The 26,092-nt window shown below is 59.0% G+C and carries 22 protein-coding genes and 1 tRNA gene; 14 read left to right on the plus strand and 9 right to left on the minus strand.

Translation table 11 applies throughout. The annotated features are described in order from the left end of the window. Positions 1-50: 50 nt before the first annotated feature. Positions 51-983: a glycosyltransferase family 2 protein gene (locus GO014_RS02595; protein ID WP_157289007.1), complete on the minus strand. Its 933-nt coding sequence runs from the start codon at positions 981-983 to the stop codon at positions 51-53. A 1-nt stretch (position 984) separates the two neighbouring features. Between GO014_RS02595 and GO014_RS02600 the strand changes: the two genes are divergently transcribed. The 6 genes from GO014_RS02600 to GO014_RS02625 are packed head-to-tail and all read left to right on the plus strand — an operon-like array spanning position 985 to position 7,178. Beyond that, positions 985-2,448 (plus strand): UbiA family prenyltransferase, encoded by a 1,464-nt coding sequence (locus GO014_RS02600; protein ID WP_157289008.1) that lies wholly within the window; start codon positions 985-987, stop codon positions 2,446-2,448. Continuing rightward, the gene (locus GO014_RS02605; protein WP_157289009.1) at positions 2,445-3,767 is read left to right on the plus strand and encodes an FAD-binding oxidoreductase; all 1,323 of its coding nucleotides are present in this window, start codon (positions 2,445-2,447) and stop codon (positions 3,765-3,767) included. The genes GO014_RS02600 and GO014_RS02605 overlap by 4 nt, the downstream gene beginning before the upstream one ends. Next, positions 3,764-4,516, plus strand: a complete 753-nt coding sequence (locus tag GO014_RS02610) for an SDR family NAD(P)-dependent oxidoreductase (RefSeq protein WP_157289010.1) — start codon at positions 3,764-3,766, stop codon at positions 4,514-4,516. The genes GO014_RS02605 and GO014_RS02610 overlap by 4 nt, the downstream gene beginning before the upstream one ends. 5 nt (positions 4,517-4,521) lie before the next feature. Next, complete coding sequence (locus GO014_RS02615; protein ID WP_157289011.1) at positions 4,522-5,469, plus strand: NAD-dependent epimerase/dehydratase family protein; 948 nt, start codon at positions 4,522-4,524, stop codon at positions 5,467-5,469. A gap of 1 nt (position 5,470) precedes the next feature. Beyond that, positions 5,471-6,781, plus strand: coding sequence for an NAD(P)/FAD-dependent oxidoreductase (locus GO014_RS02620; protein ID WP_157289012.1), 1,311 nt, complete (start codon positions 5,471-5,473; stop codon positions 6,779-6,781). A 1-nt stretch (position 6,782) separates the two neighbouring features. Then, on the plus strand, positions 6,783-7,178 hold the full coding sequence (locus tag GO014_RS02625; protein WP_157289013.1) for a GtrA family protein: 396 nt from the start codon (positions 6,783-6,785) through the stop codon (positions 7,176-7,178). Positions 7,179-7,183: 5 nt separating this feature from the next. On the opposite strand, the gene GO014_RS02630 is transcribed toward GO014_RS02625, so the two are convergent. Both GO014_RS02630 and GO014_RS02635 read right to left on the minus strand, forming a co-directional pair. Further along, on the minus strand, positions 7,184-7,900 hold the full coding sequence (locus tag GO014_RS02630; protein WP_157289014.1) for a hypothetical protein: 717 nt from the start codon (positions 7,898-7,900) through the stop codon (positions 7,184-7,186). A 798-nt stretch (positions 7,901-8,698) separates the two neighbouring features. Continuing rightward, positions 8,699-10,210, minus strand: a complete 1,512-nt coding sequence (locus GO014_RS02635) for a hypothetical protein (protein WP_157289015.1) — start codon at positions 10,208-10,210, stop codon at positions 8,699-8,701. Between the two features lie 106 nt (positions 10,211-10,316). Between GO014_RS02635 and rfbA the strand changes: the two genes are divergently transcribed. From rfbA to GO014_RS02650, 3 genes are all read left to right on the plus strand, one after another. Further along, positions 10,317-11,195, plus strand: a complete 879-nt coding sequence (rfbA, locus tag GO014_RS02640) for a glucose-1-phosphate thymidylyltransferase RfbA (protein ID WP_343030721.1) — start codon at positions 10,317-10,319, stop codon at positions 11,193-11,195. Then, positions 11,188-11,742 (plus strand): dTDP-4-dehydrorhamnose 3,5-epimerase, encoded by a 555-nt coding sequence (rfbC, locus tag GO014_RS02645; RefSeq protein WP_343030722.1) that lies wholly within the window; start codon positions 11,188-11,190, stop codon positions 11,740-11,742. Before rfbA ends, rfbC begins: the two co-directional genes overlap by 8 nt. 61 nt (positions 11,743-11,803) lie before the next feature. Further along, a complete protein-coding gene (locus GO014_RS02650) occupies positions 11,804-13,093 on the plus strand; it encodes a sugar transferase (protein ID WP_157289016.1) in 1,290 nt (429 codons plus the stop codon). A 273-nt stretch (positions 13,094-13,366) separates the two neighbouring features. Here GO014_RS02650 and GO014_RS02655 read toward each other — a convergent pair whose 3' ends face one another. Continuing rightward, entirely contained in the window at positions 13,367-15,484 is a 2,118-nt protein-coding gene (locus GO014_RS02655; protein ID WP_157289017.1) for a MobA/MobL family protein, read from the minus strand. 179 nt (positions 15,485-15,663) lie between these two features. On the opposite strand from GO014_RS02655, the gene GO014_RS02660 reads away from it, so the two are divergent. The 4 genes from GO014_RS02660 to GO014_RS02675 all read left to right on the plus strand — a co-directional run bounded on the left by GO014_RS02660 (position 15,664) and on the right by GO014_RS02675 (position 19,289). After that, complete coding sequence (locus GO014_RS02660) at positions 15,664-16,431, plus strand: hypothetical protein (protein WP_157289018.1); 768 nt, start codon at positions 15,664-15,666, stop codon at positions 16,429-16,431. Positions 16,432-17,176: 745 nt separating this feature from the next. Further along, positions 17,177-17,686, plus strand: coding sequence for a hypothetical protein (locus tag GO014_RS02665; protein ID WP_157289019.1), 510 nt, complete (start codon positions 17,177-17,179; stop codon positions 17,684-17,686). Positions 17,687-18,176: 490 nt separating this feature from the next. Further along, positions 18,177-18,253 (plus strand) — tRNA-Pro (locus tag GO014_RS02670). 61 nt (positions 18,254-18,314) lie between these two features. Then, the gene (locus tag GO014_RS02675) at positions 18,315-19,289 is read left to right on the plus strand and encodes a phosphotransferase enzyme family protein (protein ID WP_157289020.1); all 975 of its coding nucleotides are present in this window, start codon (positions 18,315-18,317) and stop codon (positions 19,287-19,289) included. Here GO014_RS02675 and GO014_RS02680 read toward each other — a convergent pair. The 5 genes from GO014_RS02680 to GO014_RS02700 form a co-directional block, all read right to left on the minus strand. Then, positions 19,269-19,457 (minus strand): hypothetical protein, encoded by a 189-nt coding sequence (locus tag GO014_RS02680; RefSeq protein ID WP_157289021.1) that lies wholly within the window; start codon positions 19,455-19,457, stop codon positions 19,269-19,271. The genes GO014_RS02675 and GO014_RS02680 overlap by 21 nt on opposite strands. Before the next feature lie 59 nt (positions 19,458-19,516). Further along, positions 19,517-19,921 (minus strand): hypothetical protein, encoded by a 405-nt coding sequence (locus GO014_RS02685; RefSeq protein ID WP_157289022.1) that lies wholly within the window; start codon positions 19,919-19,921, stop codon positions 19,517-19,519. A 234-nt stretch (positions 19,922-20,155) separates the two neighbouring features. Next, positions 20,156-21,670, minus strand: a complete 1,515-nt coding sequence (locus GO014_RS02690) for an undecaprenyl-phosphate glucose phosphotransferase (RefSeq protein ID WP_157289023.1) — start codon at positions 21,668-21,670, stop codon at positions 20,156-20,158. Between the two features lie 101 nt (positions 21,671-21,771). Then, on the minus strand, positions 21,772-22,902 hold the full coding sequence (locus GO014_RS02695) for a glycosyltransferase (protein WP_157289024.1): 1,131 nt from the start codon (positions 22,900-22,902) through the stop codon (positions 21,772-21,774). Continuing rightward, positions 22,902-23,453, minus strand: coding sequence for a polysaccharide biosynthesis/export family protein (locus GO014_RS02700; RefSeq protein ID WP_157289025.1), 552 nt, complete (start codon positions 23,451-23,453; stop codon positions 22,902-22,904). Before GO014_RS02700 ends, GO014_RS02695 begins: the two co-directional genes overlap by 1 nt. A gap of 151 nt (positions 23,454-23,604) precedes the next feature. Here GO014_RS02700 and GO014_RS02705 point away from each other — a divergent pair, with 151 nt between their 5' ends. Further along, entirely contained in the window at positions 23,605-26,091 is a 2,487-nt protein-coding gene (locus tag GO014_RS02705) for a GumC family protein (RefSeq protein WP_157289026.1), read from the plus strand. The last annotated feature ends 1 nt before the right edge of the window (position 26,092 follow it).

Genomic DNA, 26,092 nt, shown 5'->3' on the forward strand with positions numbered 1-26,092 from the left:
TTTGGGTGGGTCTGTACTGGAACGCCATGGCTTGGACAAGGGGGCGCTAACTAGAGCCACCCCATCAGGGCGGCCAGATACAGCATGATATTGCCCCGCACGTTCTGGCGGTAGACCCCCGCCTGGCGCAGCGCCCTGAGCCCCACTGGCGGACGGGCCTCGTGTACCTGCTTCCATCGCATCAGCGTGGATAGGGCTTGCGGCGAGAGCATATCCTCACAGGTCTCCAGAGCCGCGATGTTGGCACTGGCCCAGTCTCGGAATTGTCCACTCATCACACCGCCAAGGCGGCGGAAGGTGGCGATCACTCCGCTGTTCTTCCCCACAATATTGGCGGCATGCTGACGGTAGAGCAGGCTCGGCTCGGGGTCATATATGGCCGTACCACCAGCGCCGGTGACAAGCATGTAGGCCCACCAGTCATGAGTCACAAAACTGGCGCGATGCGAACTCTCGGCCAGGAGAGCGAAAGCCTGCGGGTTAAGCATCATCGTATTGCCGCCGGCCATGCTCTGCACGAGCGCGTTTTCGAAACTCTTGGGGCGCGTGAACAGTGGCGACAGACCGATAGGTGTGCCGCGTTCGTCGACCAGACGCGTGCGCGATCCGTACAGCGCTGGTCCAGGCGCCGCCGCGTCCAGCATCGACAGGGCGCGTTCAATCTTGTGGGGCAGCCAGATGTCGTCCTGATCGGCGAAACAATAGGCAGTGTAGCTGCCCGGAGTGCGCACAAGGAGAGAGCGGAAGTTCTCAGAAAATCCCTGGCGCGGGCCATCCTTGATGGAGATTTTGCCTTTGGTCCACCTCTGGCGCCACTGCCGCAAGATGCTCTTGGTAGCATCAGTTGACCCGTCGTCACTGACCAAGATATCGATTTCAGGGTAAGTTTGGGTATGGATCGAAGCGAGTTGTTCGTCTAGGAACTTCTCACCGTTGTAGGTGGCCAATAGCACGGCTACCTTTGAGATTGTGACTGGGGGCATTGTGACTGTGGCGCCTGCGTTGAATGAGGTGGCCGGTTTGCCACTTCCATTGATCGTCGATCTGGATCGGACACTTCTAAAGACCGACACGCTGATTGAACAGTTTGTACAGCTACTTTTTCGTTCGCCCATGGATGCCCTAGTGGCCCTGGCATCTATCGCTAGTGGGAAAGCGGTTTTCAAGCGACAGGTCATCGACGGCGCTCCCGTAAACGTGCAGGCACTCGCGTTCAACGAGGAATTTGTCGCGTATTTGCACGAGCAGAAGGCCCTGGGACGTGCGCTGCATCTGGTGACCGCGGCGGATCAACGGGTAGCCAATTCGATCGCGAAACATCTACCGATTTTTGACAGCGTAGTGGGCACCAATTCCGACCACAATCTCAAAGGAAATCATAAGCGTGACTATCTGCTTTCGGCATTTCCTGGGGGTTTTGTCTATGCCGGTGACAGCTCTGCCGACATTCCGATCTGGGCGGTTGCCGACGCCGCCATCATCGTGGGTGTGAGCCCCTCGACACGCCGTGCCGTTGAGGGACTGCCTTGTGAAATCGAGGCAGAGTTTGAGGGGCGAAACCGCTCCGCCAAACAATGGATGCGGCTGATGCGCGTCCACCAGTGGTCTAAGAATGTTCTGATCTTCGCCCCTTTGATTTTGGCCCACCTATATCTTGACCTTGCAGCGGTAAGGGCCGCGTTGGTGACATTCCTGGCGATGAGCCTGATGGCATCTGGTACCTACATCATCAACGACGTCCTCGATATCGTCGCTGACCGAAATCACAAGACCAAACGCTTTCGGCCCATCGCAAGCGGTGATATTGATGCTGGTGTGGCGCTGATTGCCGCTGTTGCGCTAATCCTGACAGGCTTGGGAATCAGCATGGCTGTTTCGATGCCGGTAGCCGGGCTGTTGGTGCTGTATCTAGCCATCACGTTATCCTATTCTGTCATACTTAAACGCTTGGTGATGGTCGACATATTTGTTCTTGCTAGTCTCTATACACTCCGCATCGTCATCGGCGTTGTCGCGCTGCCAGTGGTGATTTCCCATTGGCTGCTAATGTTTTCTTTCTTTTTCTTTTTCTCGCTGTCGCTTGCCAAACGGCACGTGGAGATCGTGCAGGCGGCCAGGAAGTCTGACGGAGATGTGCCCATATCGGGCCGAGGTTATCGCACCGGCGATGCGCCGCTGACCCTGGCAACAGGTGTGGCGACCGAAATGGTGGCGGTGCTCATACTTAGCCTCTACATCGTCAACGATATCTACCCCGAGACCGCTTACACGCGACCAGAATGGCTCTGGGGCGTGGTGTCCATGGTCCTGATCTGGGCCTCTCGGATATGGCTGCTGAGCCACCGCGGCGAATTAAACGATGATCCGGTGACTTTTGCACTGCGCGATCGCTCCAGCCTGATGATCGGCGCGATCGCGGCCACCGCATTCGTGGTCTCGGTAATATGACCGGATATTGGACGCGCCTCGATTACAATTCCTGGGGACGCACCATATCAGTCCCGCATGAGGTCGCGTCACCACGCTTTCCCGACGAAATAGCGGGCTTGTTAAGCGACAATTCCGGCCACACCACTCTGCCGGTTGGACTGAGACGATCCTATGGGGATTCCAACCTAAATCCCAACGAGCGCCTGATTGACATGACAGGCCTCGATCGGCTGATCGAATTTGATCGCAGTACCGGTATACTGCGCTGTGAGGCTGGCATTTCCTTGCATCAGCTCAACCAGATCCTTGTTCCCTCGGGCTGGTTCATGCCCACCACGCCGGGAACGCGCTTCGTTACGCTAGGCGGTGCCATCGCCAACGATGTTCACGGCAAGAACCATCACAGCGCCGGCAGCATCGGCTGTGCGGTACGCGCCCTTACGCTCGCTCGAAGTGACGGGACGTTACAGCCCATTCGATCCGGCGATCCCCTTTTCTTGGCAACGCTCGGCGGCATGGGGCTAACCGGCGTTATCGTCGATGCGGAAATACAGCTTTCGCGCATCGGTAGTGCTTGGCTGGAAAACGAGCGGATCGCATTTAGCTCGGTGGGAGATTTTTTCAAGCTTGCCCATGAGAGCACCGCATTCGAGCATACCGTGGCTTGGATCGATTGTGCGGCACAAGGCCCCAAGCTCGGACGAGGCGTGTTCCAACGGGCCAACTGGTGCAACGATGGGGAGTACGCCGCCCCGAAAAAGGGGGCAGAGCCCTCGCTCCCGCTTGATTTTCCGCAATGGGCGCTCAATCGCCATTCGATCCGCGTGTTCAACAACTTCTACAACTGGATGCAGACCCGAGGCTCGGCCGTTCGGCGCGAGCACTACCAGCCGTTCTTTTATCCCCTCGACTCCCTTCGCAACTGGAACCGGATGTACGGGGCAGCCGGCTTTTACCAATATCAATGCGTCATCCCGACGGAGGCGGCCAAGGAGGCGGTTACCCGCCTTCTACAGACCATATCGGCATCGGGGCAGGGTTCCTTTCTGGCGGTACTGAAAACGCTGGGCGGCAAGAGTTCGGGCGGTATGCTATCATTTCCGATGGAGGGCGCCACCATGGCGCTCGACTTCGCCAATCGCGGCGCCAAGACGCTCCACCTAATGGCGCAGCTTGATGTCATTGTCGCCCAGGCAGACGGTCGACTCTATCCTGCCAAGGATGGGCGTATGCCCGCCCGGATGTTTCGGGCCGGCTATCCCCTGTGGCGCGAATTCGCCACTTTCAAAGACCCGAAAATTCAATCCAGCTTCTGGGAGCGTGTGTCGAAGTCATGAGCGCAAAGACTGTAATTATCCTTGGTGCTCTGTCCGGGATCGCTGAGGCGACCGCTCGGGTCCACGCGGCCCGCGGCGACCGGCTTGTGCTTGTCGCCCGGCATCCCGAGCGGCTCGCTGTGCTGCAGACGGATCTTGTCGCTCGCGGCGCTTCTCGCTGCGAGACCATCGTGCTCGACCTCGCCAGCGAACCGGCGCCGGATCGGCGTCTGGCGGAAATGATTGGGCAGGCTGGCGGCAATCTTGACGTGGCCTATGTGTTCTATGGCGTTCTGGGTGACCAGCATGCCGATGAGCGCGATTTGGCGGCGGCGCGATCCGCTATGCAGGTCAATTTCCTCAGTGCCGCTGTGTGGTGTCTGGCCGTCGCCAACGTCATCGAAAGTCAAAACAGTGGTGTGCTAATCGCCATCTCCTCTGTTGCCGGCGATCGTGGCCGCCAATCCAACTACATCTATGGCGCCGCCAAGGCCGGCCTTACCACTTTGGTAGAAGGGATCGCGCATCGCTTGGCCAAGGGAAAGGCACGTGCGCTAGCGATCCGGATGGGCTTCGTAGACACACCCATGACCGCCCATGTCGAGAAAAAAGGTGCGCTGTGGTCCAAGCCAGACGGCATAGCCCAGAAGCTGGTTGCGCTCGCTGATCGGCCCCGCGGAGTCAAGCCCTATTTGCCCTGGATTTGGCGCCCGATCATGTCGATCATCCGATTCGTCCCCCCTGCCATTTTTCACCGGACCAAGCTTTGACCGCTATGACTGATACAACAAGGCCGCGATTGATCATCACCGGTGCCGCTGGACTAGTCGGCCAGAACCTCATCACGCGCCTCAAGGCCCGCGGCGACTACGACATCATTGCCATCGACAAGCATCTGGCGAACGTCGCGACGCTGCGCCGGCTTCATCCCGACATCACCATCATCGAGACCGACCTGGCGCAGCGCGGCGCTTGGGAGCAGGCCTTCATGGGTGGCGGCACGCTGATCCTGAACCACGCGCAGATCGGCGCGTTGGAGGAACAGCCATTCATCGACAATAACGTCACGGCGACGCGAAACGTCCTCGAAGCCACGCGCGCCGCAGGTATCGACTATATCGTCCACATTTCGTCGTCTGTCGTGAACTCGATCGCGGTGGACTTTTACACCGAGAGCAAGAAGGCCCAGGAAAAGCTGGTCGTCGACAGCGGCATACCAGCCTGCATTCTGCGGCCAACCCTGATGTTCGGCTGGTTCGACCGCAAGCATCTCGGCTGGCTGGCGCGGTTCATGGCCAAGGTGCCGGTTTTCCCGATCCCGGGGAGCGGCAAATACATCCGGCAGCCGCTTTATGCCGGCGACTTCTGCAGTGTGATCATCTCGGCCATCCAGACGCCGCGGCCTGGCGAGGCCTACGACATTTCGGGGCGCGAAAAGCTCTACTACGTCGATCTCATCCGACAGCTGCGAACGGCGACCGGCGCAAAGACTCCGATCGTGAAAATCCCCTATAGCCTGTTCGACCTGATGCTGCGCGCCTATGCAGTCATCGACAAGAACCCGCCCTTCACGACCAAGCAGCTCGAAGCGCTCGTGACCCCGGACGAGTTCGACATAATCGACTGGCCGGGCATCTTCGGCGTGCCCGCGACCCCCCTGTTGGCAGCGCTTGAAGAAACACACCGCCACCCCGTCTATTCGCAAATCGTTCTGGAGTTCTGAGATGGCCAATCTAGCGATCGTAGGCGCCGGCGCCATGGGTCTGGCCGCGGCCTTTCATGCCCTGAAAGCCGGCCATCAGGTCACGGTCTACGAAGGCGACAAGGTGGCCGGGGGGATGGCGGCGCATTTCGACTTCGGCGGCGTGTCGATCGAGCGCTTTTATCATTTCGTATGCAAGCCCGACCAACCCCTGTTCTCGCTAATGGGCGAGCTCGGCATCGGCGACAAAATGGTGTGGCGCGAAACGTCCATGGGCTATTTTATTGACGGCAAGACCTATGGCTGGGGCGACCCGATCTCCCTACTGACGTTTCCGAAGATGGGCCTCATCGACAAGTTCCGCTACGGGCTCACCGCTTTCTGGCAGACCAAGCGGCCGAATTTCGACAGCCTCGAGCACGTCAGCGGCAAGGACTGGTTCCTCAACAGCATGGGGCGGCGGACCTACGAGCTGCTTTGGAAGCCGCTGCTGGACCTCAAGTTCTTCGAGTATGCCGACAACGTTTCGGCGGCCTGGCTGGCGACGCGCGTCAAGCGGATCGGCAATTCGCGGAAATCGCTACTCCAAGAAGAACTGGGCTACATCGAGGGTGGGTCCCAGACGCTGGTCGACGCGCTGGTGAGCAAGATTGAGGCCTTGGGTGGGACCATCCTGCTCGGCGATCCGGTGCGTGAGATCGTGTCCGAGAACGGCCGGGTCACCGGCATCGCCGCGCGCGACAGGGGCTTCACCGCCCATGACCATGTGATCTCTACCGCGCCCACCCCCTATATCCCTGAGATGGTGCCGGCGCTGCCGGAGGACTGGAAGCAGAAGTATCGCGCGATACACAATATCGGCGTGGTGTGCGTGCTGCTCAAGATCAAGAAGCCGGTGACGAAGAACTTCTGGCTCAACATCAACGATGCGCGCTTCGAGATCCCGGGAATTGTGGAATTCTCCAATTTGCGCCACCTGCCGGAAACCGTGGTCTACGTGCCGTACTACATGCCGCAGACCCACGAGAAGTTCGACAAGCCCGCAGAGTTCTTCGAGGCAGAGACCCGGTCGTACATCAAGATGATCAACCCCGAGATTACCGATGCGGATATTGTCGACGTGAAAGTCGGACGGCTCCGGCACGCCCAGCCGATCTGCGAGCCGGGCTTTGCCGCCAAGATCCCGCCGGTGCAAACCCCGATCGCAGGGCTGCAAATCGCGGACACCTGCTACTATTATCCTGAGGACCGGGGGATTTCGGAAAGCGTGCGGTTCGCGAAGGAGATGGTTTCTGTCCTTCCCGCCCACGCCGTCTCGCGCAGCGCGGCCTGACATGCTATCGAACCAGTTCGTCCGCTTCCTGTTGACCGGCGGCTTCGCAGCCGCCGTCAACATCGGCTCGCGCTATCTGCTGAACTTCGTGATGCCTTTCGAGTACGCAGTGGTGATCGCGTACCTGTGCGGCATGGCGACGGCCTTCGTTTTGGCCAAGCTGTTCGTGTTCACCGCCTCGGGCCGCTCGACCGGATCGGAATTCACCCGCTTCCTGATCGTCAACCTCTTCGCACTCGGGTTGACCTGGGTCATCAGCGTCTGCCTCGCCCGCTTCGTCTTCCCCGTGATCAACTTCACCTGGAACGCTGACGACATCGCCCACATTATTGGCGTCCTCGCCCCGGCCGTGACGAGCTTTCTGGGGCACCGGTATTATTCGTTCCGGAGGGCGTGAAGCGACTACCCGATAGGTGGGAACAGCGCCACAGCGAACATTAGCTGAGCACCCGCTACCGCCGCTGCCAGAGATGGCCAACGCCCGACCAGCGCCACTAAGAGGATCATACTGGCAACTATCGGAAAATAGCTTGACTGGTGCACCACAACGCCGGACACACTAAAAATCGATACGATCCAAACAGCAAATGATAGCAAGACCGCGACCGCGAGAGGGCGCCTGCGGCCGGCAAGCGATATCAATACCGCAAATGCTGAGAGCACTCCGACCACGCCCATGGCGGGCATGAAATGATAGAACGCAGCGCTTCGGAAGGCTTCCTGCGGGCCAAGCGTAACGAAGTCGAGAGCCCCCACCGTGGCGTTACCAAACTTCTCCCACGTTCGACCGAGGAATTCAGGGAATGTCATATCGGAGTAGGCATCGCGTGTCGCCTCGAGCGCAGACCGGGAGTCCTCGACCGGTACTACGTCGGCCAAGTGCCACTTGATGAGGCGGTCGCCGGGCGGGTCGACGAATGTCTGGTAGGCGGCCCAGGTCAGATACGTAGCGACAAAACTTACAAGTGCTGCGATCGCGTACCGAACTGTCGAGATTCGCCAAGTAGCGAGAGCCGCAAGCGCAAAACCCAACAGTGTAAATATCGATGCACCATGCGATAGAGCGGCCCCAACAGACAGAAGCCCAACGATCGCACCCGCGCGCCAGTCGTGTTTCATTGCGGGGTACGAAGGACCAAAGTGGAGTGCCCACGCCAAAAGAAGCATCGCTGCCGGCAAGAGCTTTGGCCATACGAATGTAGCATGAATTATGACTAGGGGTGACAGCGCTACAACTAGCGCGCCGCAGACGGCAGATGTCCTTACGACTCCAAAAGTGCGCAGAATTATATACGTTGTAGGAACGACCAACATCTGAAGAAGCGTCGCCACTATCTGGTATGCTGCCTCTGCCGCAAGTCCAACAGGCAACGCGAGTGCGAGGTAAAGTCCTGTCTGCAAGGGAGGGCGGTCACTGCTCAACCAGTCACCATGCATTGGGGTTGGGATGTGTCCGGCGCGCAGGTGCTGTGCGAATTCGAAGGGAATTACGTTATCGCCAGGCAAGGGGTGGCTGAATCTGATGCGGGCGGCTTCTGTCATACCGGTCAGTCCAGTCTGACCGAAGGCCCACAGGAGTAACGCTGTTGTCGAAAGCCCCCAAAGGGCGCAGGCCAATCCTATATCCGCATCGAGAGTTGACCGTTTGCGAACGCCAGCAACCGCAGTAACCGCTAGGCCGACCCAAAACGCCCAATTGATCGGCCCAACTGCAAGCGACGTAGCAAACGCCAGCCAGAACGTCCCCAGTCCGAGCACAGTCAAACCGGCAATCAAAGTAGCGACTGAATTTATTGCGGGCACTTTTCGTGACGCGAGCCACGAAGCTGAAACCCAAGCGGCGAATATTGTCGGAGCAACCTGAAAACAGGTGGCAATCAATAGGTTTATTACGACCGGAAGTCCATCCATCTCAATCTAGCACTTTTTGTTGTGCGCCTTGATTGCGCGTCTGAACAATACAAGTCCAGTCGCCACAACGAATATTACTAGCCCGGCTAGCACGACGAGCCAATGCGCACGTAGCAGGACTAGTTGTGTCGCCCTAAACATCCAATTCACTAAGGAAGGCAGTACAAGACTGGCGGTCGGCTGAACGCCGGTCACTTCCGGATGCAGCACGCTGCGGATGGCGGGGTCGGTGGCGATCATCGCGAGGCGATCGGCATCCGGATAGGGGATGGCAGGCGCGGGGGTCGCCCGGAGGGTTTCAACATCTCCGGTAGCGAAGAAAACCCGCATGTTGGCGATCTGCATTTCATACATTTGGCCACGACTGCTGACGTGGCCAAATGTGTCCGAGCCGTACGTGACCACCGAAGCCAAGATGGCAACGGCGTAAGCGGGCAGGGCAAACCAGCGCTCAAATGCTCGAAACTGGTTGAGCAGGTGAAGGGCTGCCGCGACGTTGACGACAAGACCAACCAGTAGCGTATCGGCATAGCGGGAAGAAGTTGCGCCGTCGGCGCGGCCATAGGCGAACGAGACCCACTGAAGCGCCACCCAGGCCATTGTTCCCACCAAAACCCACGCGTGGCTGCCGAGCGGCTGGCGCTGGAGGAGCGTGCGCACAAGCAGAATCGTGATCGGCAGATTGATGACGATGGCAGCGACCAGCCAGAAGCGGGTTGGCCAAGCCGCTACCGTGGCGAGGCTCATCAGAAATTCCGTGACGGAGTCGGCACGGAGCGCGTTGTGCGCCTCCACCACCGGCACGGTCTGATAAATGAGCAGGAACGCGAGCGTGAGTAGCAGAATACCTACGATCTCGAAAATCGAGCGCGGACGAACGCCTGCGGCCAGTTGGAGCAGCCCCGTCGCAATCAGGGCGGCGATTGCAAGGACACCGGATGACATACTCACACTGGCGAGTAGCAGGGAGAGGAACCCCAGCCACCACAGCCGCGAAAATGCTCGTTGGCCCGCCATCAGCGCGATGGCAAAGAAGGAGAACCCGAAGACGAAATAGAATTGGGACTGAAACCCCGCCAGCGTATTCTCCCACCCGAACGGAAGCGCGAAGGCGAGCGCGGTAAAGAGCGCCAGTGCGACTTTCATCCACGTCGCCAGGCCGCGGCCAAGTACGGCTACCATGACGACGAGGATCAGGACGTGCAGGACGGCGTTCGCCACCATCTGCAGCATCGGGAACCAGAGCCCATTGAGTTCGAGCAGGGCGATGTTGAACACCCGCGTGACAAAGATGCGATGCTCGTTGTGCGCAGCGAATAGGTCGCTGAGGGTGAGCGTGCCGTTGAGGTAGGGGGCGTAGAGATGCAATGCTTCGGCGTCCCACTGGTCCCAGAACGGTACGTTGCTGCCGTACTGGTCCACGAGCGTCAGCTTGGCCCCCAAGATGGTCAGGGCCATACCAATCAGGGACAGGACCAGAAGGGTGCGGTCGGCGAACAGACCTTTTAAACGTTGCACTTTTTGGCGCCCCTGCGTGTATTCTCGCCTGCCCCTAGACTTCGGTTGACAGGCGATTCTTCCTCAATCAGAACGGATACATTACAAATCGCAATGGAGCCACTTCGTGAAGGGCATCGTTCTCGCCGGTGGTAGTGGTACACGGCTATATCCTGTGACACTGCCGGTTTCCAAGCAATTGCTGCCGATATACGACAAGCCGATGATCTATTACCCGCTCGGCGTGCTGATGCTGGCGGGGATCCGGGAAATCATGATCATTTCGACGCCGCGCGACCTGCCCTCGTTCCAGGCGCTTCTCGGTGACGGCTCTGACTTCGGGATCTCGCTGTCCTATGCGGAGCAGCCCGAGCCCAACGGGCTGGCGGAAGCCTTCATTATCGGACGCGACTTCGTCGGTAGTGATCCGGTCGCGTTGATTCTCGGCGATAACATTTTCTATGGTGCGGGCCTTTCCGAGCTGTGCGCGGAAGCGCGGATGCGGGAAAGCGGCGCCACGGTGTTCGCCTACTGGGTGGCCGATCCCGAGCGCTATGGCGTCGTCTCCTTCGATCCTGCCACACAGCAGGCGCTGACGATCGAGGAGAAACCGGCGCAGCCCAAGTCGAACTGGGCGGTGACGGGGCTCTATTTCTACGACAACGACGTGCTTGACATCGCTGCTAACGTGAAACCCTCGCCTCGGGGCGAGCTGGAGATTACCGACGTCAACAACGCCTATCTCGAAAGAGGCACGCTAAACGTAGCCAAGCTCGGGCGCGGCTATGCTTGGCTCGATACCGGCACTCACGACAGCCTGCATGAAGCCTCGGCGTTCGTGCGTACCATCGAGCATCGCCAGGGCGCCAAAGTCATGTGCCTAGAGGAAATCGCCTACGAGCTCGGCTATGTCGACGATGCACACATCCTGCGCCGGGCTGAGAGCCTGAAAAAGACCGAATACGGGGCCTATCTCCGCCGGCTGACGGAGATTCCCCGTGGTTAAAGTGCGCCGTCTCGACATTCCCGATGTGCTAGAGATAGTTCCGGCGAAATTTGGCGACGACCGGGGATTTTTTTCCGAGACATACAACGCCGACAAGTTCGCGGCCGCAGGGATCGATCTTGTGTTCGTTCAAGACAACCATTCCTATTCGGCCGCCAAGGGCGTGTTGCGCGGACTGCACTATCAGTTGCCGCCCCATGCACAGGACAAGCTGGTCCGAGTCGTGAAGGGCGCGATATTCGACGTGGCCGTCGATATCCGACGTTCATCACCAACTTTCGGCAAATGGGTCGGGCTCGAGGTCTCCGCGGCCAAGTGGAATCAGATATTGGTGCCCAGAGGCTTTGCTCACGGCTTTGTCACGCTCGAGCCCGACACAGAAGTGGTCTATAAGGTCACCGACCTTTATGCGCCTGAATGTGATCGGAACATCCGGTTTGACGATGCCAGAATCGGCATCGAGTGGCCGGTAGATGTTGATGCGGTTCAGCTTTCCGCCAAGGACGCTGCTGCACCCGGCTTTGCTTCGGTTGACTTGTTTGACTGAACCGACATGATCGCCGGGCCAATTCGGTTGCGCGTAAGCATTCAACGGATCTGCCGAATTCATGCATGAGAATAATCAGCGTCCGTCAGGTCTGGAGGGGGTCATCTCCCTAGGCGCCAGAAGACGGCAGCCGTTCTATCTATCTCTGCTGGCGGCGGCGGCGCCCTTCATCATCCTTGCTGCAACATCGGCCTTCGCCATCTACGTCCTGACAATGCTGGCCGCAGGGCGGTCCGACTGGGTCAATATTCTGACGGGGGCCCTTGCTGCCCTCGCAATTCCGGTGATTGCTTTCGCTTTGCTCTTGGCGGGGGCACGTCGAACACATCCGTTTACCTTGTCTCTGGCCGTGATGGTCTTCGCTGCGTCTTTCTCCATTGCCATCCTGTCAGCGCTGCGGGTGCCCGTGAGCTATTTGGGCTTTTTGTTGACGATGCCTTCAAGCATATTTTTCGTCACCATCGGCAATGTTGCCATGGTTCGACGGCTTCGCCGCAGTGTTGCGCTGCTGGCTTTTCCGGGTGCCAGCGCCGTCGTTGACGCCGCAAAATGGAAGCTACCCGTCATTGAGCCATATGAGGTCAGCCAGCAATACCGGAGGATTTTGATTGATCCGGTAACCCATCACAGCCCCGAATGGTCTGCACAGCTTGCAAAAATGTACTTGCGCGGCATGGAAATAGAAGCCTGGCCAAGCTATCTCGAGCTCACACTCGGAAAGGTCGATTTGGCAGCGTTTGATCTCGCTGACATTTCCTATTCGCCGTCGCAGATCCTCTACTATCGGCTGAAGCGAGCGCTAGACATATGTGGTGTCCTGCTGCTGGCACTGCCTGCATCGCTCTTGTGCGGTCTGATTTGGATTTACATCCGCATACTGGATGGTGGTCCATCAATGTTCGTTCAGGAACGGCGAGGCTATGCCGGGACAACCTTCCGCCTCTACAAGTTTCGAACCATGTACAAGGGTCCTCATGCCGGGTCGACCGTTGAGGGTGACAGCAGGGTCATACCCGGCTGCCATATTCTGCGGCAGTTGCGCCTGGACGAACTTCCCCAACTCTTGAACATCCTGCGAGGCGACATGAGCTTCATCGGCCCGCGCCCGGTATCGGTTGCCGTTGCCGAAGCCCTCGAGGCGCGTATTCCGCTCTATGTTAACCGCCAAATATTGGTGCCGGGATTGACCGGCTGGGCGCAGGTGTCGCAAGGCTATGCGGAGACGGCGGATGAAGAAGTCGAGAAACTTGCCTATGATCTTTATTATTTGAAGAACGTCTCTCTAGACCTCGACATTATTATCTTGTTTCGCACGGTGAAGACCGTATTGCTCAGAATCGGTGCTCGCTGATGAGGGGCTGAGGAAAGCTCGTTTCCCTCGATGTCATTCAGGTCCATTCGATTAGGCAAGCAATTTCCCAACCAACAATCGACCGGGTACGGCAGGCATCCAAATTATAGAGATTGAATGACGTGCATCAAGCCGACTTGGTCTCATCATTTGCCCTGAATCTCAGGGGCGAGATGTCAAGGTACCAACAGGCCGTCGGCAGGTACCTGCGCAATATGTGTTGGTCCTGCGCCCTCCTCTTGAACGCGCTCAATCCTCTCTTGCCTACGGACGTTATCCGCCACCATCCCGATGGGTATCCTCGATATCGTCAAGGTCCATTTCCTGTCCCTCCCAATCTTCGAAGTCCTCGTCCACGTCATCTTCAGTCTCGAACCCGGGATCTGGTTCGGCTTCGTCGAGAAGATCTTCGGGCAGGTCATCAGGGGCATCGGAGAGGTAGTCGGACTCCTCGCCGATGGTCGTATGATTTTGGTGAACGTTGGCTGACCGTTTGAAGTCCACATCCTGTGCGGCCGCAGAGTGCAGTTCATCGGTCGCCTCGGCTCGAGACTCGGTCGGCGAAGGCTTGGCGTCCCGCTGGGCAAACAAAGCATCGATCGGTGAACGATCACTGGAGCCACCCGAGCGCGGAACTGCAATTGAGCTGGGCCAAGACACAAAAGTCTCTGCTTGTTCACAAAGCGCAGAAAAATGCGGACAATATCGGCGATCTACCAGCAAAGTGAGATCGTTGGCCGAAGCCAAAAGGCCCAGAAGGGACAGATTGCCAAAACTGGGCTCGCAGTGCACCACGATGGTATCGGTGGAAGGTGCGACAGCTCGGACTGGCAGTCGCTCAAGGCGCAGCATCGCCGCGAACTCGTGATCCGGACAGATAAAGACCGGTGACTTGCCCGCTGCCTTATTCTTCTTGAAGAGCTCTCTGGCCGTCGTGAGCAGGTCAGTATGCGTGGAAAAGACGATCCGCTCTTCGCGGGCCATGGCGTCGAGCATACCCCGCACAAGAAGGTACTCTTTAGGGGAGTAACTGCTGGGCATAGCCCCAGGACTAACCGCTCGGAACAGGGCGTCCAGCAATGAACTGCGCTGATGACTCAGAACGCTCGGTCGCCGAACCAGAACCAACTTGGAATTTTCGCTTGCCTTGGTCGCATCAAGCAGCCGTTCGAGGTCGAACGGGGTGACGGCATCAGCATGGTCGAGGACCACAATTCCATCTTTAGGCAAGCTGTAGGTCTGTCGGCGGATATCGATCTTGTGGCCGAGGCCCAGAAGGCTGGGCCATCCATGAATGGCCTCAGCAATAGTGTCGGCGGAATTGTCGTCTGGCGCGTCAACCCAGCCCGAGGCCTCAAGCCCCTCGACGATCGTCAAGGAGCCAGTCGAACTCGCCGACGCAGATGAGTAGGAGGATTGAGGCGTAAAGGGCTTGTTCGCCAATTTTTCAGCAAGCGCCTTGCATGACTGCTCCGCGCGTTGCAGCTCCGCGGTGGCATACCAAGGCGATCGGATCTCGCTGTTTGGATAGGCCAACCGGGCGACATTGGGCAACTCGAGCGTTGCATCAACACTGTCCCGGTCATAGGGGTGAGCTCTTGGTGCGTAGCGATCCACAATTTCGCGCAGGTCTCTTTCATTGAAGGGCCGCGTTGCCACCAGCTTCAGCAACTGGACCGGATCCGAGACCGCTGAACGATTGGCCCGCTCGATAATGGCGGCATCTGTGTGCCGCGCGGCGCGGGCGCGATCAGGTCCAAGATGTGTGTCCGCATACTTCGCCCAGGGCCTTACGCGCAGACCAAGTCCGTGACGGGCAAAAAAGGCGTTCTGGTGGTGGTGCCAAAGTCTTGGCCAGTCGACGCCGCCGCGCGCACCGCCTTTGCCGCCATGAGTGGGGTCAAGTGCGGTATACCGGCGAGGGTCAATGCCGGCCGCTGTCAGGCGTCGGCCCGAGATCAGCACATGAGCATGCTGGTTCCTGCTTGAAAGCGCTGCGGCATAGGCCTGCGGCGATGCTCCGTTCTCGAGCCAGTCCATGTATTTGCCTCGGCCCCCAAGATGGGGTCGGTGCACAGCATAGCTCACGGCCAGGCTATGGGGCGCGATGAGATCGGTGATGAAGCTCTCCACCAGGCCTTCATACAATGGCGCCGGAAATTCGTTCGGCGCCGGCAAGGCTAGAATGAGGTGCAGACCCAGACTCGCATCTTTGCGCAGCGCGGCACGCTCCATTTCCGACCAGAGGAACCAGGGATCTTCAAATTCGGTCGGCGCGTCTTGAGGCAGAAGAGTGCGCATGGGAATGAGCAGATCCTCCCGGTCCGAATAGTCGGTTGTCGGATAGGGTGCAGCGAGCCTGGCGCGCCCGATATAGGCGGCAGCCAGCAAGATTGAGTGGCCTTGAGAGCGCTGAATGAAGCTGCAGCGCGCGAAGCAAATTGCCATGTGCAAAACCTGTCTATTTAGGCTTGATTTCCGAATCGATGCTTTGGATTGCGGCTTACGTTGATTCGGGTGACAATCTTTTGCAAGCCGATTCGCGGCTGGCAAAACAAGAGGTTGTTGAATTGAGTGAGAAGAGTAGCGACAAGCGGTCAGGCGTCGAAAAGCCCCGAAAGCTGGATGTTTCCAGCGTTAGGCTGGGCAAGGGTAAGGCCATTGACGAGATCCAGCAGCAGCTGGAAATCAGGGAGAACGAGCTGGTTCGGACCCATAATCGGAGCTTTGCCCAAAAGGGCGCCGAACAGCTGCGGCTGGTCAATCTGTGCGGCCTCGGCGACGTCGGCACCGACGAGATGATCGGCCGTCTGCTCGAGACCAAGGCGATGGCCGAGAAGGATCCGGGCAAGATCGAGGAATGGATCAAATCCGGCGCGGCGTTCCGCCTCGAACACAATCCGCAGGATCGCGCCGGCTACTTCAGCGCCGTTGTCCTCAATGTCCCGTCCGACGACCAGTCGCTGCTGGAGCAGATGAAGACGCTCGGGCTCAAATATGCCCCCAGATATGACAGCTATGACGGCACGATCGATATTGCCGCCGCCCTGAGCGCCCTGCGTGGCACGGACGCCACCTTGCGCGTCAGGATCGGACGGTCAGGAAAGGGAAAAGACAGCTATATCGTGGCGCTCGAGAAGGGTAAGGAAGTCGAGGGTGCGCGCGCCATCCTGTTTGGTGACGATGCCAACAAGGACGATCCCGTGATGGAGGTGAGCTCGACCAGGGCGGAGCGCAAGCCGGCTGGCACGTTGCAGCCTTTTGGCATGAACATGACGAGGAAACCCGGTGTCGAAACCGGGACGGCCTCATCGGGTGAGGAAGAAAAGGACGACTAACGTCTTGGCCAACGGCCATCATCAAAAGGCGGGCGCAATGCCCGCCTTTTTCTTTGCGCCGGTTACGGCAGGGCAGGGACGTGTGGTTCGGGCAAATGATCGATAACGCCACTTACTTTCCACCTTGCGAAGCGAATTTCTTAGTCATGGGCGCACGTAACTCACTACTTTGGGAGGATTGGAGGACCTCTCAAGTCCACACGTCAAAACCTCGCCAGGAAGGCAGAGGTCACGTTTTGGGACAATTTTGGGACAAACCAGCGTACCAAGAGAGGCAAAACCGTCTTCCGTTATACAATAACATCTGTTATATTTCATGATGTTAGAAAGCATAACCAAATGGTGAAATAAGGCCTTTTTGCACTCCGAAGGCAGAGGTCGCAAGTTCGGGGTCCCTTGGCCTTGCCAATTCCGAACATATTCGAGCGCTCCTACCGGGGGTGATCCTCTCCTTTCACAATCCGGATTTCGCATTGTGCCACTCATCGATTCCGCCGACGTCGACTTCGAACTGGTCGATGGCAGAGCACGAATAGGTTTGGTGGAGCGGTACGACGCCGCTTGCTGATTCTCGCTCCTAAAGCGCGGCAACTGCGCATGTCTTCTTAGGTGGGAATCTGGCGTCCGGCGGGGGCTCCGCCGTGGTCGGCAATCGGCGCCTCCATCTGATGGCGGTCGCCGGTCAGCGCCGCCCCCCACTTTACGTCATGTGTAGATGACGAGGGTAGCCGATGGTTAGTTGCGAATGCGGTTGATTTTGTGTCCATTTGCCACAGGCTGGTTCAGCGATTTGTGGGTGCTGCAGAACCATGAAGTTCAAACAAGAGCAGTCGCGCCGACTACTGCTGCCCGCCTAGGAAAGCGGCGACTGGCGTGGCGAAGTCGCTGGCAGCTGCTCAGTCAATTTTGGGCAGGTGTACAGAACGGTCCGATCCGACAATTGACCGAGTTCACCTATATTGTCGCGCCGGCGCTGTTGACCATGCCGGAGGATCGCTTTTCTTGGCCAGCGGTCGTCATGATCATGGTCCCTACGCAGCGGAAGACAAATAGCGACGACGTCGGTTTTCTGATCAAAGCCCCGCACCGCCTTTCACTTAGCGTTGGGCTTGACGTTACTCGCTCGCAGTTCTCCGACCTGATACCGATGCTGGACGCTAAGCGTATGAAAAACTTCCACTTCACTCTTGGGGCCGAACGAGGCGCTGAATGGCCCGTCCGCAGCTGGTGCACCGGTGCAAGTCTGTGCGGATAATTAGGAGCGGCTGATTCAGCTCCCAGTTTATAAAGGCGCTGCAACGACGCCGTAGCGCCCCGCTTCATTCGCTCCCTAATGCCCGCAACTCTCCTGAACGTGCGGTGCAAATTCTATGTGTAGGATATCCCCTGATTGAAGTGGGAATTCTCGGGGCCCCACCACACGTTCAGTCGTTGTGGCCAGGGCAGGGGACAAAGCTGCCGGTCATCGTCCGGGTCTCTCCGCTATCGGTGGAGAGCAGAGTTCAGAATAGCTGCTCTACATACCGAGCGGTCGAGGCCACGCCAACTTTCGCACACATCCGCAACGGACACTTGTTCCAACCGTGCGGAACGAAACGTGAATGACTCGCCTATATCCGTGGGACTTTCGTGGGACTTTTGGTCCCACGACCGCCAATTCAGGCTCATTTTGTTCTGGTTTGTTCACACCCACCTCAAAAACAGGGTTGCGCTAAAGGCCCGGAATCTCTATGTCTCCGCGCAGTCGGGGCGTAGCGCAGCCTGGTAGCGCATTTGTCTGGGGGACAAAGGGTCGTCGGTTCAAATCCGGCCGCTCCGACCATTCACTCTAAAGCGACTTCTCGGGGCCGATAGCGAACCCTTTGCCCAAGCCGGAGCCGACCATGCCGCTGCAGGTGAGCGACCTGGATAATGCCATTCCGCATTGGGACGAATTGGTCGGCGCTCAAGGGCGGCTGATCAATCATTCGGAAAACCACACCTTCCTGTTCTCGGCGCCGCACGGGGAGGCCTATTGCCTGCGCGTGCATCGGCCTGATTATCAAAGTACGGCCAATATCGAGAGCGAGCTGGCCTGGCTCGAGGCGCTGCACCGGCAGACCGAACTGGTCATTCCCGAGCCCATCGTTGGCAAGAATGGCAAGCTGCTGCAACGCTTCACGACGGCGACTGGCGATACGCATCACGCAGTCCTTTTCCACTTCATTCCCGGCCATGAGCCGACGCCGGAAAGCAATCTGGTGGAATTGTTCTCGGTGTTGGGCGGCTATGCGGCGGGCCTGCACAAACACGCGATCGACTGGCAGCGGCCGGCCGGATTTGAGCGGCAGGCATGGACAGCCGGCGCCATTCTGGATGCTGACGGTCACTGGGGCGACTGGCGCGTGGCGCCAGGTGTAACAACCCAAGTGCGCGACGTTCTCGACCGTACAGAAACGCTGCTGCGACAGCGTCTGGCGGACTACGGTACCGGGCCGGACCGATATGGCCTGATCCATGCGGATATGCGGCTGGGCAATCTGCTCGTGGAGGGTAACCAAGTCTGCCTGATCGATTTTGACGATTGCGGCCTGTGCTGGTTTGGCTACGACTTTGCCGCCGCCATTTCCTTCCATGAAACGCACAAGGCGGTGCCGGCGCTCAAGGCCGCCTGGCTCGAAGCCTATCAGGCCCGTCGTCCGCTCTCCGTCCAGGATATTGAAATGCTCGATTCCATGATCATGCTGCGTCGCATGGCGTTGCTGGCCTGGATAGGGTCGCACTGCGAAACCGGCCTGGCGCAAACTCATGTCGAAGGTTTTGCCGAAGGGACTATGGATCTGGCCCGGCGCTACCTTTCAGGCGCCATCTGGCCCTGACGCACCACCGGCGGCTGCCGTGTCCGCTTCTGCCCCCGGAACAATTCCAAGGCAAAACACGTTCACGCCCCAAACCAGCCCGTAAAACAGCCACATATGCCGCCAGTGCTCGCCTTCATGCAGCGTCGCGTACATCACGATGCCGACCAGCGAGGCCAGCAACACCATTGGGACCTCGCTGCGGGTCTGGCGATGATTGCGTATCGATACCACTGCGCTGCCAATGACTAGGCACAGTCAGGTGCTGCCGCCGCCCGGGCGACAACGGTCTGCCAGTCGGTATTTCTCAGGCAATCGGCATAGAGAAAGCCGTCATGACCATCCAGGAGCCAAAAGCCGCCTTCCCCAGTGATCTGATCACGCAGCGGGTGATCGGTGCCGGCTATGACTGAACCCCGATTGGCCCAGGTCAGCCCGTCTTCGCCTGAGGTGGCAATAGCCATCGACTTGTCGGTGCGACCCACAGTGTAGTCGCAGACCCGTTCCTGATGCACGAAGCCGACAAGTGTTTCGTCTGTGCGAACAGTTGAGGTCAGCCAGCTTCCGCCATCATTAATACAGCCGGGTTCACCACTCCGAGCATGGCCCGGTGCGACCCGCCCATCTCCGAAATGCTCCCCCCTCGACTGCATGGGCGCCGCCATTGGCCGTAAAGCTGCGATAGTCCCATCCTCCAGCCCAATGGCCGAGGAAGTGGCGTCCAGCTCGTCAAGGAATGGGCCGCGAACTACCTTGGGGGGGCGACGCGCAGGCTGATGCAGTCCACGCAGATAGTTTAGTCGGCCAGGGCAGGAGGGATCGGCGCCAACCCGGCGAGAGATGGCAGGGCAAGTAGTGCAGTATCGCGCAATGCAGATGCCGTCCGGTTAATAGGCGTTTTCCGATGCGAACAAGCGCAGCGGCGTCATCAGGACAATGTAGAGATCGAACAAAATGGACCAATGTTCGATGTAATAGAGGTCATGGTTCACTCGCTGCATGATCTTCTCGATCGTGTCGGTTTCGCCGCGCCATCCATTGATCTGCGCCCAGCCGGTCATGCCCGGCTTGACGCGATGCCGCGCAAAATAGCCTTCCACTGCCTCGTAATAGAGTTGGTTGGCCGCCTTGGCCTGCAACGCATGGGGTCTGGGCCCCACGACAGACAGTTCGCCCTTGAGCACATTGAAGAGCTGCGGCAATTCGTCGATGGAAGTGCGGCGAATGAATTTTCCAACGCGTGTGACCCTTGGATCATCCTTGGTCACAAGTTTGGCGGCCGTCGCATCGAGCATGTCTGTCCGCATCGAGCGGAACTTGTAGATGCGGATCAGCTCATTGTTAAAGCCGTGCCGGTTCTGCACGAAGAACACGGGGCCCTTGCTTTCAAGCTTGATGGCGATGGCCGCGATGAGCATAATCGGAGAAAGCAGGATCAGTGCGCTCAGAGCTACCGCTTTGTCGAAAACCCACTTGAAGATCAGGTTCCAGTCCGAAATCGGACGATCGGCCATATCCAGCACGGGCAGTTCGCCGACATAGGAATAGGCCTTCTCGGTAAAGCGCAGCTTGCTCATATGCGCGGACAGACGAATATCCACCGGCAGCACCCAAAGCTGGGTCAGCATGTCGAGAACCCGTTTTTCGGCCGAGAGCGGCATGGAAACGATCACCAGGTCCACCGGCGTGCGCCGCGCGAACTCAATCAACTCCGAAACCCTGCCCAGCTTCTCATAACCCGAAACCATGTCGGGCGAGCGTTCGCCCTCGCGATCATCGAACAGGCCGAGCAGGTTGATGTCCTTGTCTGCTCCGGCCTGAATCTGATCGATGAGCAGCGCTGCATCAGCCCCGCCACCGACAATCACCGTGCGCCGCTTGAGGCGTCCCTGTCCCGTCCAGCGTGTTACCAAGCCACGCAGGATTTGCCGGTAGATCACCAGGAGCGCGGCCCCGCCCAGGAACCAGCTCAACAGCCATACCCGGGAGACCATGTCGCTCGCCTTGAAGAAGAACAAGCCGACGGTCAGGATCAGCATGACACCCGCCCAGGCACCCAGCACACGACCCGTCTGCGAGAGAACCGTACGATAGGCGGTAATGCGATGCGAACGCACGGCGTTGAACGCAATGTTGGCAATCAGCACGCTTGCGAGGATGACCGGAATGTAGAACCCGTCCTGGCGCGGCTCCACATAGGCAAGGTGTATCCCATAGCCGAGCAGCGCCAGCAACGCGGCCTCGATGATCTGTGCAATCCCGGCAACGACCGCGCCAGAAAGCGTGCGCTCGACAGGAGCAGCAATGATGCGCTCGGCACTGTCTGAGAGCCGCGTATCGCCCGCGGCAAGATTGCGGGACGCATGGTCCTCAAAGGCTTTCTTGGGGTCGACACGAAACATGAGGCTTACCGGCGCTTTCTGGTTTTGCCCGGCATGATGGCGTGGCAGACCTTTATACTCGGTGAAATCACGCAGGACGGTATCGTGAAATCTCCGAAAGGTTACCGTCGGGTTGCCCTATGATAGAGGTCTTCAATTGCTCCTGCCATGCGCTCTACAGAAAATTGGGCCGAGACATGTGCAAGCCGCGCGTGCATTTCCACTTTGGCGGCATCCGGATCGGCCAGAATCCGCTTCATCGAACTGGCAAGATGCTGCGCGCTGTTCGGCTTAATGAGGCTGTCCGCGGTAGGTCCGAATATTTCGGCAATGCCGCCCACCTGGGTGGCGATCACCGGTAGCTGCGCTGCGGCAGCCTCCATGACCACATAGGGCAGGGACTCTGCCAGGGAAGGTACGACGGCGCATCGCCCCCGCTGGAAAACGCTGCGTGCGGGCTGCGAACCGACCAGGTCGACCCGATCCGCGATGCCAAGGTCGCGGACACGTGCTTCCAGCGCGGCGCGCTGGGGTCCGTCTCCGGCCATCACCAGCCGTGCAGGCTGGCCATCGGGACGCGAAACCAGGGCAAGCGCCTCCACAAGGGGGAAAATCCCCTTGAGCTCCCGCAATTCGCCAACAAAAACGAAGTCTGCAGCATCGTCTTGCGGCACCACCGGCTCGAACTCTTCGGCGCGCAAGCCATTATGGATGACCGCGCTTTGACATGTCGGAGCGCCGATCAGCGCCGAATAGGTCCGCTGGGCATAGGCGCTTTCAAAGATGATCGCCTCAGTGCGGCTCATCAGATGGCGCTCAATGCCATGAAACAGACGCCCCGACATCTGGTTCGCCGGGAAATGCAGCACGCCGCCATGTGGGGTGTAGAAGACCCTGGCCTTGTGGCGGCCATAGCTCGCCAGTCGAGCGTAAAAGCCCCCCTTGGCCCCGTGCCCATGCAAGATGTCAACATTGAGCCGACGTTCCAGGGCGGTGACGGCAAACGGCGTCCGAAGATCGCCACGTCCAAACTGGCGCGGCATCGGCAGTCGGTGGATGCCAAGGGACGCATGCTGTTCGAGAGCCTTGAGCAAGGTTTCCGTCTGTGCGTCATTGGCGACGCTGTCGACGATCAGTCCGATGTCATGGCCCTGTGCGGCAAGATAGCGGGTCAAGTCCGCAACATGCCGGAATAACCCGCCGACCGGCGCGCGCAGGATTTGCAGGATGCGCAAACCACCAGCCGCTGCCACTAGAACCAGCGCTCCTGCACCACGATCGTATCGCCGGGGAAAATGGGGAAGTCCAGATCGACGGCCCCCTTCACCATCTCATTGCCCTGACGGCGATAGACAACCGCCCGGTTGCGGTCTGCTGTCTCGGTATAGCCGCCGGCGGTGCTGATCGCGGCGCGCACCGTCATGTCGTAAACATAGGGGAACTGGCCGGCGGTCTTGATCTCGCCCTGGATATAGAAAGGACGGTACTGGTCAATTTCCACGGCAACATCGGGATTGCGCATATAGCCATTTGCCAGGGCCCGGGCGAGTCTCTGGGCGGCGACCTCGGTAGTGCTGCCGCGCACCAGTACTGGCCCGACAAGCGGAAAGGCAATCGCGCCCTTGTCGTCGACCTTGTAGGTCTTGCTCAGTTCAGAATCGCCATAGACGGAAACCCGTACGACATCACCCGTATCGAGTTGGTACGGTCCCTTGGTGTCCACCAAATAGCTAGCGGGTCGCGTTGTGGCGCAGCCAGCCAGCGTCAGTGACATGATGACGGCAAAAAGGGGTAGCCAGCGCATAAGAATCCTGAGCCTTCGAGTTGCCCGCAGTCTGGTCTGACATGGTTAAGAATTCGCTTATGGGCATTCCTTTGGTTTGCGCGCTGCAAGGTCGGTTAACTCAATGTTGACCATGGCTGGCTTAGTTCTAAATCAGTATTGAGGGCTCGCCATGACCTACGAACAACCACCAATGGATGATACGCGGATCGATGTGGCGGCCCTGCTATCGGCAATTGTGGGGAAATTGCCGCGCATTCTGCTGATCACACTTGGCTTGCTAGTCGCGACGTTTGTTGTGCTGATGTTCCAGCCGCGCATGTACGAGTCGACCTCGGCGATTCTCGTCGAGCCACGGTCGAGCCCCTATGTTCGAGCCTCAAATGAGCAGGCGCCTTCCTCCTCGGGAAATGAGGTGGGTGTGGTGTCCAGTCAGATCGAGCTGCTGAAATCACGCGATACCCTGCTCGGGGTGATTGATGCATTGGATCTGCGCTCTGTTGCCGAGTTCAATGGCGCCGCGTCCGGTTTTTCGCCTCTTGCCGTGATCATGCAGGTCGTGGGCCGCAGTGCCGTGACGCCCAATAGCATCGACGAGAAAGTGCTCACTGCATTGTACGACCGTCTTGATGTTGTCCAGGAGAGGGATTCTCGGATCATTTCGGTGACGGTCAGCACCACCGACCCGGAGCTTTCCGCGCGCGTCGCCAACGCCGTCGCCTCGGCCCATGTTGCCCGCCGCGCACAGCTTTCCATTTCCGATACCGCTGATGCATCTGGCTGGCTGCGCGCAGAAATAGACCGACTGCGCGTTTCGGTGCAGGAAGCTGAATCTGCGGTAGCTAATTTCCGGGTCGAGAACGACCTGTTCACCGGGCAGAACAATACCAGCCTCCTCGACCAGCAATTGTCCAATATCTCGTCGCAGATCACGGCTGCGCAGGAGCGCAAGAACACGGCCGCGTCGCGCGCGGCGCTGATCCGCGGGTTGATCGAACGCGGCCAGCCAATTGAGGGCGTGGCAGATGTGCGCGATTCCGTTGTCATTCAACGCCTCAGCGAAGAGAAGGCCCGCTTGCAGGGTGAGCGGGCACAGCGCTCGGCGACCATGCTCTCGAATCATCCATCCATTCGCGCGCTCAATGCTCAGATCGCCGAACTCGATAGTCAGCTTCGCATTGAAGGGGCCCGCGTTGCCGATGCTCTTGAAGCTGAAGCGCAGATTGAAGCGGACCTTGCCGCTTCCCTGGAAGCTGATCTGGCACGGGCCAAGTCGAGCGCCTCGCTGGCAACGCGGGAAACCGTGACCCTTGACGGCCTTGAGCGCGAGGCCAAGGCCCAGCGCGATTTGCTTGAAGCCTATCTTCTACGCTTCAATGAGGCCTCCTCGCGTGTCGATTCCAATTCCGCACTGCCCGATGTCCGTGTGGTTTCGGAGGCTGCCCCTTCGGTCACTCCGGCCTCCCCCAAAACGTCCTTCATAATGCTCGCAGTCGGTGTCGTGTCGATCATCGTGCAGGTTGGCGCCGTCGCTTTTGGCGAACTGATGTCCGGACGCGCGCTGGCGCCGGTGGTCCGCAGGCCTGTGGCCACGGACACGCTTGAAGAATCGCCTTTCAACGCTGACGAGCTGGAGCCCGAACAGCGCTGGGACGATGAGGTCGAGGCAAGTGTTGGTGTCGCGACCGGCCATACCGGCACCACTGAAGATCATCAGTTGGTCGAGGTGGAACTTGCCGACGCTGTCGCGGAACTCGATGAGATGGACGAGCCGGCCCTAACGGCAGGTGTGGCCGCACCTCCAGAAATTGAGCCCACCCGGGAAGTTGCTGAGCTGCCGGGCCGCGCCGTGGAGCAGCCGCGTTCTGCCCCCGAGCCGCAAGAAGTTAAACATTCAAGTTTGGCCGAGCCAAGGGTCGACGCGTCAAGCCAGTACATTCGCAACTTGTCCATAGATGTGCCTGTGCCGCAACGCGAAGAAGTCGCCGCCAGTCCGGTGCCACCTGCTTCCTGGGACAACGAGTCGGAATTGCCGCCGGTCCCCCGGCAAGTATGGTCCCCAGAAGACCCTGCGGCGGAACGAGGGATGATGCACAAGGCACCTGCCACTTCGGAGATCATCCGCTCCGCCGATTTGGTGTCTGACTTGGTCCTGGGTCGCACCCATCTGCTGCTGCTGGCCGACCATCTTTCCGGCCAGGCGAGCCGGATGCTGGCAGAAAACCTGGTGGGCGATGCCATCTCCCGGGGGCTCAGCGTCGCTCTGATTGATGCGGGCACCGGCCAACGTACAGCGGAAACCGGGATCAGCGATCTGAGCAATGGGCATGCCGGCTTCGGCGATGTGGTCCAGAAATCCGCCGACAATGGTTTCGCAGAGGTGACTTGGGGTACTGGCACCGGCGTCAATCATCGGTCAAGCCGGCCAGCCACGTTGGTCGAAGCTCTTGGCGACATCTATGAAGTTGTGATCGTGCTGACCGGCCGGGTAGGCGGCGCCTCCACGCTGGACATGTTTGTTGAACTCGGCGGCCGGGTCGTGCTGGTTGCTGATAGCGAGGCCGAATTGGACAGCGCGAAATCGGCGCGCCGGGTGCTAGAAGACGCAGGTCTGGCCCAGGTCGAGATCGCTGCCCTGGCCGAGCCGGTGGCGGCCTGAT

The sequence above is a fragment of the Devosia marina genome (assembly GCF_009758415.1).
In the GTDB taxonomy this organism is placed as follows: Bacteria; Pseudomonadota; Alphaproteobacteria; order Rhizobiales; family Devosiaceae; genus Devosia; species Devosia marina.